We start from the raw sequence: 10,950 nt of genomic DNA on the forward strand, positions 1-10,950 counted from the left end.
AACGACTGAGTAGATCGGTTGACCGATCATTTTCATACTAAATGATCGGCATTACTCCTTTGGGAGCGTTTTTTATATAAATGGCTTCTTTATCAGCTAATTTAGACTTTATGTACCTGCAATTGGTATTCGAAGTTGAACAAGGTTAAGCTGTGAAATATTGATCCAGTTAGAAAAAAGTAAAAATGTTTGATAGTTGGCGAAATAAAAAGTCTAACTCCACGGTCTCTTCAGACATGGTTAGCAAACAAAGACGATACGATAGCCTTGTCAGGGCACTTCATACCGATATATACCGTTATGCCTATTGGCTATGCGGTGATAAACATATCGCTGAAGATATCACTCAAGAAACCTTTCTGCGCGCTTGGCGATCGCTTGATTCATTGAAAGATGAAAAAGCAGCCAAAGCATGGTTGATCACTATCCTTCGTCGTGAGAATGCACGCCGGTTTGAACGTAAACAATTTAATTATTCAGATGTCGAACAGGAATTTATCGAAGATACATTCTCCGGAAGCACTGAAGACCATGCAGAACAACACTTGTTGCAGAGGCAGATTTCAAAGTTGGAACTTGAATATCGTGAACCACTATTACTACAAGTGATAGGCGGTTTCAGTGGTGAAGAGATAGCTAAAATATTAGATCTCAATAGAAACACCGTAATGACACGTTTATTTAGAGCTCGAAACCAGCTCAAAGATGTACTCGAACAACCGACTATCAGAGGTCAATCCAATGGATGAACTTAAATTTCGCCGCCAAGCTTATGGTGAGCCAAATAACCAAGATCCCGAGTTCCTTCAAGCAGCAATGGAATCGGCTGAAAGAGAAGCCTTTTTAAATGACTTAAAAGGCTTAGATAACAAAATCGAAAATGCGCTTAAGATTGATGTGCCAGACGATCTCGCCGCTAAACTACTGCTGCGCCAGCAGTTGCAGCATCATCATTCACAGCGCCGTAAAACAGGCTTTGCATTCGCAATGGTCGCCTCGGTAGCATTTTTAGCTGGTATTACTTTTACCCTATTAAGAATGGGACCCGTCGATTTAGGACAGCATGCATTAGCGCATGTTTACCATGAAGACAAAGCGTTACATGTTGACCAAAATGTGCAATATCAAGACGTTAACTTTCAGCTAGCCTCTTTAAATAGCAGCAGCGACATGAAGTTTACCCAACAGCCAGGCAAAGTGTTTTATAGCACTTACTGTGATTTTCAAGGCGTCCAGAGTCTACACTTGGTTATGCAAGGTGAATCAGGCAAAGTCACACTGTTTATCGTGCCTCTAGAAGATAGAATGGTGCTTGACGAAGCTTTTGCTGACAATAAGTATAAAGGAATGGGCTTTGAAACAGACAACGCCTACATGTTGCTTGTTGGTGAAGGCGCTGAAGATCTTAATTACGTGAAAAACGAAATTAAGCAAACATTCATCTAAACCATTCACAATCAGTAGCGCTTTCTTTGCGCTACTGGTTGGATCTCAATCACACTCCCATCAATTATTGAGCTACAGCTCAAATATCTGCTAGCATAGCGCCACAACTAAAAATGATAAAAGCGTAAATATCTCATGACCATAGAATTACCCATTTTAATTACCTTCATCGGCTATCTAGCTTTAATGATGGGGATAGGCCTTTGGGCTTACAAAGCAACAGACTCTGTAGACGATTATATTTTGGGTGGCCGTGGCATGGGGCCAGGCGTAACGGCATTGAGTGTCGGTGCATCAGATATGTCTGGCTGGTTACTTCTCGGACTACCGGGCGCCGTTTACTTAGGCGGTTTGGGAGAAGCTTGGATCGGCTTTGGACTGGTTTTTGGTGCTTGGCTTAACTGGCTATTTGTCGCTAAAAGATTACGTATTTATACCGAGTTTACCGATAACGCGCTTACCTTACCTGATTTCTTTGAAAAGCGATTTGAAGACAGCAAAGGTATACTTAAGTTAGTTTCAGCGGTCACTATTTTAGTCTTTTTCACCTTTTATGCATCATCAGGTATGGTCGGTGGCGCTATCTTATTTGAGAAGGTTTTCGGTCTTGATTACACTCTAGCCCTTATCATAGGTTCAACTATTATCGTAGCGTACACCTTTGTTGGTGGGTTCTTTGCTGTTAGCTGGACAGACTTTTTTCAAGGTTGTTTGATGTTAGTCGCACTGTTGATTGTTCCGGTTGCGATTTTTAGTCAACCAGAAACACAACAAGGATTTGAAACTTTAGATCCTGCGATGTTATCGCTATTTAGCGAGAATACTACCTTTATAGGTTTAATATCTCTGCTCGCATGGGGACTAGGTTACTTTGGTCAGCCACATATTCTTTCGCGCTTTATGGCCATAGGTTCTGCCAACGATATTACCGTGTCACGTCGTATTGCAATGAGTTGGATGGTCGTCGCACTATTTGGCGCCTTAGCTACCGGCCTTGCTGGAACTCTCTATTTTGCCGCTGAGCCATTAGAAAACCCTGAAACGGTATTCATTCACTTAGCCCACGCAGCCTTCAATCCTTGGATTGGCGGATTACTGATAGCAGCAATTCTGTCAGCGATTATGAGCACAATTGATTCACAGTTGTTGGTATGTTCAAGCGTGATTACAGAAGATTTTTATAAAAAGTGGTTGCGTCCTCAGGCTGAAAGTAAAGAACTTATGCTTGTGGGCCGTATTGGCGTGCTCGCCATTGCCGTCATCGCCGGTGTTGTCGCCCTGAACCCAGAAAGCAGCGTGCTTGGTCTGGTAAGTTATGCTTGGGCAGGGTTTGGCGCCGCATTTGGTCCAGTAGTATTGATGTCGCTTTTCTGGCGAGATTACAGCCGCAATGGCGCAGTAGCCACTATTGTTGTCGGTGCTGTTACTGTCGTAGTTTGGAAACAACTTAGCGGCGGAATATTTGACCTCTATGAAATCCTACCAGGTTTCCTTTTTGCCACTATCGCAGGTGTGCTAATCAGTAAATTACAGGCTCCATCTGATAGAGTGAAAGCCCAATTTAGCGAGTTCGAAGCTAAACTTTAACGGTGTAAATGAGCACTAATTCTAAAAAGCGTACATCTGTACGCTTTTTTTATCTTTTAATTTAGATCTAGAAAAAATCCAGCGTTACATACTCTTAACTATAAGTTAAACCTTAAATATCTCCCAAGCCTTTATGCTATATGGTTTCTTTTGCCTTATTCAATCGAAAGAATGATTTTTCAAACATCTAAGCGTCTCAATTAACTAATAATTAACAATTTTTCATCTCTGGTCGGAGTTGTTAGCTTGCCCTTACCTACCTAATATGCACTGGTCTAACAAGTGGATCTTGCAGTTAATTTTAAATTAGCACCTATATAAGCAAGACCAACAATAATAGAGATGATAATAATGAAGTATTTCAACAAGACTCTTATCGCTGTATCAGTTGCTCTAGTGAGCACTCAATCAATGGCTGCTGGTTTCCAACTTAACAGCCAATCTGCAACCGGCATCGGCCGTGCATTTGCAGGTGACGCTGTCATCGCAGACAACGCATCAGTGCTATCACGTAACCCTGCTGCTATGGCGTTGTTTGATGAAAAGCAATTATCAATGGGTTTAACTTATGCTGACGTAGCAGTTGAAGTTAAAGATGTGGCTATGGGTGATGTGCATTTTGGTAGTGTGCCAGATGCTGCAGAAGCAAAAATTATCCCTAACTTTTATTATGTAAGCCCAGTCAATGACAAGTTTGCCTATGGTGTTGCCATGTTCAGTAACTTCGGAACAGGTACCGATACAACTGAACTGTCAAACAATATCATTGGCAACGTTATACCAGCACCAATTGATCTGCTGGGTAAAACTGAAGTCACCACTATTAACTTTAACCTAAGTGCTTCTTACCGCGTTAATGACAACTTTAGCGTTGGCGCCGGTGTTGATGTGATTTACGGTGAAGGAACGCTGACTCGTGGTGGTGCTACGCCATCGCTATCCGGCCCTCAGCAGACTGAACTAGTTGATGTAGATGCTGATGGCGTCGCATTTGGCGGTATCGTTGGCGCAGTTTATGAATTCAACGAAAACCACCGCATTGGTGCAAGCTACCGTTTCAGCCCAGAGTTTAAAGCAAGTGGCGATATTAGCATGACAGATCCACAAGTGGGTCCAATCATGTTTGACGAAATCAATATCCCTATTCCAGATATCTTCCAAGTTGCTGGTTTTCATCAGCTAACTGAAAAGTTTGCTCTGCACTACACAGCGCAATTGACAACTTGGGGCGATTTCCATGAAATCAGTGTAACTGATGGTACTTTAGGTGGTGTTCCGGTTGCTCCAGAAGCAAGTCTTAAGACTTATGCTTGGGATGACTCTTGGTTATTCAGTGTTGGTGGTACTTACACACTTAATGATAGCTGGACACTGCGTGCAGGTTACATGTTTGACCAAGGCGTAGTTGGCGAAGTGAGCTCTATCTCTATTCCTGATTCAGACCGTCAGTGGTACACGATGGGTGCTACGTACAACCTATCTAAGCACACCAGCCTAGATTTCGGTATCGCATTCATTCGCGGCGAAGAAACAGATCTTGTTGAGTACAGCGCAATTTATGGCGCTAACCCAACACCAATTAATGCTACAACGCTTTCAAACGCCACATACTACTCTATGCAGTACAACTACAGATTCTAAAGTAGTTGATGGTATAAACTGAAAGCCGCATTGTATGCGGCTTTTTTATTGCCTCAATGAACTGCTTTTAATTTTACCAATTCCATAATCCTTGCTAACGTTAAGCTTCTTCATACTCATCGCGCTAAAAGTCGCAACATGAGTATATTTATATAGATGGAACTATCTGTTATGACTAAAAACAATGCTGTTTCAGCCTTTATTCTTGGTGGCTTACTCTGCTTAGGCATGGTGTTACTTGGCAATACCATCGGCGATAAACTAATCAAAATGAAATCAATGGAGCGCACCGTTACCGTTAAAGGCTTAGCTGAAAAAGAGGTGCGAGCCAATATTGCCATCTGGCCAATCAGATTTACCGAAGTTGATAACGATCTCGATAGTCTCTATCAAAATGTTCAAACTAAAACCGACATAGTTGCTGCCTTTTTAAAACAGCAAGGTTTTGATGAGTCAGAGATAACTATCTCCCTTCCTGCCATTGACGACCGCTTGGCCCAAGGGTATTCAGACCCTAATGTGAAATATCGTTATTCAGCTCGAGTCTCATTATCACTCTATACCGATAAAATTGATCTTTTACTTTCCGCTCGCACTAAAATGCTATCACTTGCCAAAGAGGGCATCGCTATCTCTGATCAGGACTACAACAGTAAAGCGCAGTTCCTGTTTACCAAGCTTAATGATGTTAAACCTGAGATGATCCAATCAGCGACACAGAATGCGCGTCAAGTGGCTGAGAAATTTGCTAAAGATTCAGACTCCAAGTTAGGCAAGATCAAAAGAGCAGCGCAAGGGCAATTTAGTATCAACGACCGTGATAGCAACACCCCCTACATAAAGAAGGTACGTATCGTGTCAACCTTGACCTACTACCTCAATGATTAACTAGGGGCAGTTGCTCTGTCGAGCTGAGTTGCTGTTCAATTCTTTAACGTAAGCAATAATGCTTTTGGGAAAGGCTTGAGCAGTGATGCTTAGCGAGCTAACTGAACTGCGCCTTACGCAATGATAAAAACATTGAAACGAACCCAAAGGGCCGCGCTTCTTGGCTATTTTTACTGCGTTGTAGGTTATTTGTGGAGAATAACTAAGCCGCATAACCTCTGCCTCGTTAAAGTAACCAATAAAATACGGCAAGACCAACCATAAAAGAGCATCAGTCCCTAATACCAAGCAGTATAAAAACCAGCAGCCCTAGCAAAGCACTATCATTTGATTGTGCTTTTTTGTAACAACCACCTATTCATCGCATTTTTCTAATGAATAAATATTGCACCAAGAACCAACATCCATTAGAATAATCTCATGGATGTATTTACGGTTTATTGAATTATGACGGCTTACTTTTCTCCTTCACTCGCATTACTGCTTTTATCATTGCTAGCAAATCTGCCATTTTCAGCTTTGGCTGCTGAAGCACCTGCAGTCAGTAATGACTCAACGGTAACAGTTAGCTACCAGCCATACCCAAATTGGGTTGCGTTGGATGCCGTTATTGAGCCGACAAAAGCAGCTACAGTCTCTGCGCAAACATCTGGACGGATCTTAAAACTCAATTACGATGTCAATGATATCGTCGCCGAAAATGCAGCTCTGCTAGAGATAACCAGTAAAGAGCAAGGTGCGCAGTTGGCCAGCGCTGAAGCTGAGTACGCCAAAGCTAATGCTCAAAATATTGAAGCTCAAGCACAATTGAAACGTTATAAAACACTCTTTCCGCAAGGTGCGATATCTGAAGGTTCAATGGATGAAGCCGAGGCGAATGCCAAATCAACACAGCAAGCAGTAAGCGCCGCTAAAGCAGGGATAATCCAAGCAACCGAATCATTAAAGTACACAGCTGTCAGTGCGCCCTTTGCTGGTGTCGTCACTAAAAGACATGTTGAGCAAGGTGAGACTGTTAGTCCTGGTCAAGCGCTCTATTCTGGTTACTCTTTAAAACAGATGCGCGCTGTCACTCAAGTCCCCCAACGCTATATCAATGCTTTAAAGTCACATCCTCAATTCAAGCTCACTTTGGCAGATGGTACAGAAATGACAAGTGACAAACTTAATCTGTTTAGCTTTGTAGATCCAATCAGCCATAACTACAAGGTGCGCATTGAGCTTCCGAGTAACATCGACGGTCTTATTCCTGGCAGCTTGATAAAAGCACAATTTGTGAGTGGTCAACGCCAAACCATGTTTATCCCAGAGTCTGCGTTGATCACTATCAACGATTTGACTGGCGTCTATTTGCAGCAAAATGACAAATGGGTGCTCAATCAAGTCAGGTTGGGTCAACAAGATGGTGATAACTTTGAAGTCTTAGCAGGCCTATCCAACGGTGATGTTATTGCAAGAGATGCTTATCAAACCTTATTGCGCTTACAAAAGCAGTCTAAGCCATAGGGAGCTAAGAAGATGACAGACAAAAATAATTTAGGGATTTCAGGCAAAATTGCAGCGGCTTTTCAGCTCAGTGCTATTACCCCCTTACTGGCTTTACTGGGTTTACTGCTTGGCCTCTTTGCCGTACTCGTCACGCCTAAAGAGGAAGAGCCACAGATTGATGTTACTTTCGCTGACGTTTATATACCGTTTACTGGCGCATCACCTGCCGAAGTTGAAAGTTTGGTCACCCTACCAACCGAGCAAATAATTTCAGAGCTCAAAGGCATTGATACCTTATATTCATTCTCGCAGCCAGATGGCGCGATGTTTATCGTCATCTTTGAAGTGGGCGTTGCCAGAAACGACGCTATCGTTAAACTTTACAATCAGATTTACGCCAACCTAGACAAATTGCCTTTAGATGCAGGCGTCGGTGAGCCGCTGATAAAACCTCGCGGCATTGATGATGTACCAATTGTCAGCTTAACGTTATGGTCAAAAGACACGGCGATATCAGCGGAGCAACTCACTCATGTCGCCAACGGTTTAGAAACCGAGCTTAAAAGGATCCCCGGAACGCGTGAGATAAACTCTGTCGGCTCGCAGCTGCTAACCGTCAATGTCCGTATTGACCCAATTAAAATGAACTACTACGGCGTGTCTTATGATGAAATCAATAATCGATTAAGCAGCAATAACCATGTCTCTATGCCTGCTTCTCTGGTACAACAAAACCAACAGATTAAAGTGCAAACAGGCCAATTCATCAACAGTATTGATGATGTAAAACAGTTGGTGATTGCTGTTCGCAAAGACAGCGATAATCAAGCTGCGCCGATATTTCTCGCAGACATCGCTGATGTCACTTTAAAAGCGGATATCCCCAGCCAAACGGCTTGGCATGGCGATAAAGCCGATATCTACCCAGCCGTCACCATTGCCATAGGCAAGCAACCTGGTGTTAACGCCGTTGATATCGCCGATGCCATTGTTGAACGCGTCGATAAAGTCGATAATATTTTGCTGCCTGACGCCGTCAATATTTCAGTCTCTCGTAACTACGGCGAAACCGCTGGCAATAAAGCCAATACACTTATTTTAAAGCTGATTTTTGCAACCTCTGCAGTAGTGGTGTTAGTACTACTCACCATGGGCTTTCGAGAAGCATTAGTGGTGGGTATCGCCATTGTCATTACGCTTGCGCTGACGCTATTTGCCTCTTGGGCTTGGGGGTTTACCTTAAATCGGATCTCCCTGTTCGCACTTATCTTCTCGATTGGAATATTAGTGGATGACGCCATTGTGGTGGTTGAGAATATACACCGCCATATGGCAATGGGTAAAAGAAGCTTTAGCGAGCTCATTCCCATTGCTGTTGATGAAGTCGGCGGACCAACTATTCTGGCTACCTTTACCGTTATTGCAGCATTGCTACCCATGGCGTTTGTATCTGGGCTTATGGGTCCATATATGAGCCCTATTCCTATAAACGCCAGCATGGGGATGCTCATATCTCTAGCGGTCGCCTTTATGGTCACCCCTTGGCTCAGCCGTAAACTGTTAAAACACGATGAAAATCAGCCTGACAATAAGGGGACGAAGCAAGAAACTGGTCATGATGGCTTGATGGTACGCACCTTTAATAGACTAATTGGACCGTTTGTCACGGGCAGAAGTGCGAGAAAAGCGCGCTTTGGTTTAGCCGCCGGGATCTTCGTTCTTATCGCTATTGCCGTTGCACTGCCTATTGGTAAGTTAGTGGTACTGAAAATGCTGCCTTTTGACAACAAGTCGGAGTTTCAGATCATGGTCGATCTACCAGAAGGTGCTCCAGTAGAGCAAACCCAAAGAACATTAAAAGCACTTGCGCAGCACCTAAACACCGTTGAGGAGGTTGATAACTATCAACTCTATGCAGGAACCAGTGCACCGATGAATTTCAATGGCTTAGTACGCCACTACTTTTTGCGTCAAACTCAGGAGCTTGGTGACATTCAAGTCAACCTAGTTGATAAACAGCACAGGGACAGAGACAGCCACAGCATTGCTCTCGCTGTTAGAGGGCCACTGCAGCAGATAGCTAAGCAATATAATGCTAATGTCAAAGTGGTTGAAGTTCCACCTGGGCCGCCTGTTTGGTCACCCATCCTCGCGGAAGTATATGGCCCCAGTGAAGCGATTAGAGAAAAAGCAGCCAATCAATTACAAGATCTATTTCATCAAACAACCGATGTTGTGGATATCGATATCTACCTACCTGCCGAACAAGCTAAATGGCAAGTTAATATAGATAGAAGCAAAGCGAGTTTGCTTGGTGTTGAATATAGTCAAGTGGTCGATCTCGTGGCCACCAGCATTGGTGGTAAAGATATTAGCTACATGCATATGCCCAAGCAAAAATACCCTGTGCCTATTCGTATACAGCTGAAAGAATCAGATAAGTTCAACTTAGAGCAAGTAATGAATCTGACGATTAAAAATAGCGAAGGCCAAGCCATCGCAATGTCGGAGTTGCTGCATATTCAACAAGGTACAATTGATGCGCCAATAATCCATAAGAACATGATCCCGATGATCATGGTGGTCGCCGACATGGCCGGACCGCTCGATAGTCCCCTATACGGTATGTTTGATATGGTCGGCAAGATAAACGCCGCCGATGGACTTGGCTTTGAGCAACACTATATTAATCAACCCTCAGGACTCGATAGTGTGGCAATACTGTGGGATGGCGAATGGAAAATCACCTATGAAACATTTAGGGATATGGGGATCGCCTACGCTGTCGGTATGATTGCAATATACTTGTTGGTCGTCGCACAGTTTAAGTCCTATACCGTGCCACTCATCATCATGGCGCCGATCCCACTAACGGTAATCGGAGTTATGCCCGGTCATGCTCTACTTGGTGCACAGTTCACAGCAACGTCGATGATAGGCATGATTGCACTTGCTGGAATTATCGTTCGCAATTCCATCTTGCTAGTTGATTTTATCCATCAAGAAACAGCTGCAGGTGTACCATTTGAACAAGCCGTTATTCACTCCGGCGCCGTTCGAGCAAAACCCATTATGCTGACCGGAATGGCAGCGATGATCGGTGCCCTCTTTATTTTGGACGACCCGATTTTTAACGGCTTAGCGATCAGCCTTATTTTCGGCATATTGGTATCAACGCTACTGACGTTAGTTGTGATCCCTGTGCTTTACTATGCGGTGATGAAAAAGCGCTATCAATAAAAATTTGTCATACCGCGTGCCGACAGTCGGCACGTATTGAGGCTCTGTTGTTCTTTTGAGCTTAGTTTTTGTTCGATTCTTTACTGTAAGGAATAATGCTTCTAGTGCAAGGCTTGAGCGATGACGCTTAGCCAGCTAAGTGAAGAGCTCATCACGCATTCTAATCATAAAAGAATAGAACAAGTGAAACAGATCCAAAGGACAGCATTTCTTGGCCATTTTTCTGCGTTAAAGGCTATTTGTGGAAAATGATTACACTACATAGCCTCTGCCTTGCCAAAATGGCCAATAAATTGGTGTAAAAACAACCATGAAAGTTCAGCAGAACCTAATTTAATTAACACTGTAAGAGGTAACACTATGTCTTTAGAGCGCGCCATTATGGCTTTTGCCGGAATGATGATCTTGCTTTCACTAGCCTTAACGTTATGGGTTAATCACAACTTCGTTTGGCTAACCGTATTTGTTGGGGCAAACTTAACTCAAAGTGCCTATACTGGTTTTTGTCCTGCTGCTATGGTGTTGAAGAAGCTCGGTTTTAAAACTGAGGCTCAATTAGCAACGGAAGGTTAGTGGAGATAAATGCTTTAACATTGATTCATATGTAAAAAAGCAAGAGCTGTTAGTCAGTTCTCGATATCATACCAATCAATATAAAGA

General features: G+C 43.2%; 8 protein-coding genes. All 8 read left to right on the forward strand.

Features of this window, described 5'->3' with window-relative positions:
• The first annotated feature begins 185 nt into the window (after positions 1-185).
• On the forward strand, positions 186-749 hold the full coding sequence (locus AB4238_RS16480) for a sigma-70 family RNA polymerase sigma factor (RefSeq protein ID WP_372034407.1): 564 nt from the start codon (positions 186-188) through the stop codon (positions 747-749).
• A complete protein-coding gene (locus AB4238_RS16485; protein WP_372034408.1) occupies positions 742-1,446 on the forward strand; it encodes a DUF3379 domain-containing protein in 705 nt (234 codons plus the stop codon). The genes AB4238_RS16480 and AB4238_RS16485 overlap by 8 nt, the downstream gene beginning before the upstream one ends.
• 135 nt (positions 1,447-1,581) lie before the next feature.
• On the forward strand, positions 1,582-3,033 hold the full coding sequence (putP, locus tag AB4238_RS16490; RefSeq protein ID WP_372034410.1) for a sodium/proline symporter PutP: 1,452 nt from the start codon (positions 1,582-1,584) through the stop codon (positions 3,031-3,033).
• A gap of 351 nt (positions 3,034-3,384) precedes the next feature.
• A complete protein-coding gene (locus AB4238_RS16495) occupies positions 3,385-4,674 on the forward strand; it encodes an OmpP1/FadL family transporter (protein ID WP_372034411.1) in 1,290 nt (429 codons plus the stop codon).
• A 171-nt stretch (positions 4,675-4,845) separates the two neighbouring features.
• Positions 4,846-5,562 (forward strand): SIMPL domain-containing protein, encoded by a 717-nt coding sequence (locus AB4238_RS16500; RefSeq protein ID WP_372034412.1) that lies wholly within the window; start codon positions 4,846-4,848, stop codon positions 5,560-5,562.
• 447 nt (positions 5,563-6,009) lie between these two features.
• Positions 6,010-7,068 carry an efflux RND transporter periplasmic adaptor subunit gene (locus tag AB4238_RS16505; RefSeq protein ID WP_372034413.1) on the forward strand — a complete coding sequence of 353 codons (1,059 nt, stop codon included), beginning with the start codon at positions 6,010-6,012 and terminating at the stop codon, positions 7,066-7,068.
• Positions 7,069-7,080: 12 nt separating this feature from the next.
• Positions 7,081-10,290 carry an efflux RND transporter permease subunit gene (locus AB4238_RS16510; protein ID WP_372034414.1) on the forward strand — a complete coding sequence of 1,070 codons (3,210 nt, stop codon included), beginning with the start codon at positions 7,081-7,083 and terminating at the stop codon, positions 10,288-10,290.
• A gap of 360 nt (positions 10,291-10,650) precedes the next feature.
• Positions 10,651-10,863 carry a DUF2892 domain-containing protein gene (locus AB4238_RS16515; RefSeq protein WP_248973632.1) on the forward strand — a complete coding sequence of 71 codons (213 nt, stop codon included), beginning with the start codon at positions 10,651-10,653 and terminating at the stop codon, positions 10,861-10,863.
• Positions 10,864-10,950 lie beyond the last annotated feature (87 nt).

The sequence above is a fragment of the Shewanella sp. 10N.286.45.A1 genome (assembly GCF_041470405.1).
In the GTDB taxonomy this organism is placed as follows: domain Bacteria; phylum Pseudomonadota; class Gammaproteobacteria; order Enterobacterales; family Shewanellaceae; genus Shewanella.

Coding starts and splice junctions, on each gene's coding strand:
- AB4238_RS16495 (WP_372034411.1), top strand. CDS start 3,385: ATGAAGTATTTCAACAAGACTCTTATCGCTGTATCAGTTGCTCTAGTG.
- AB4238_RS16515 (WP_248973632.1), top strand. CDS start 10,651: ATGTCTTTAGAGCGCGCCATTATGGCTTTTGCCGGAATGATGATCTTG.
- AB4238_RS16480 (WP_372034407.1), top strand. CDS start 186: ATGTTTGATAGTTGGCGAAATAAAAAGTCTAACTCCACGGTCTCTTCA.
- AB4238_RS16485 (WP_372034408.1), top strand. CDS start 742: ATGGATGAACTTAAATTTCGCCGCCAAGCTTATGGTGAGCCAAATAAC.
- AB4238_RS16500 (WP_372034412.1), top strand. CDS start 4,846: ATGACTAAAAACAATGCTGTTTCAGCCTTTATTCTTGGTGGCTTACTC.
- AB4238_RS16505 (WP_372034413.1), top strand. CDS start 6,010: ATGACGGCTTACTTTTCTCCTTCACTCGCATTACTGCTTTTATCATTG.
- AB4238_RS16510 (WP_372034414.1), top strand. CDS start 7,081: ATGACAGACAAAAATAATTTAGGGATTTCAGGCAAAATTGCAGCGGCT.
- putP (WP_372034410.1), top strand. CDS start 1,582: ATGACCATAGAATTACCCATTTTAATTACCTTCATCGGCTATCTAGCT.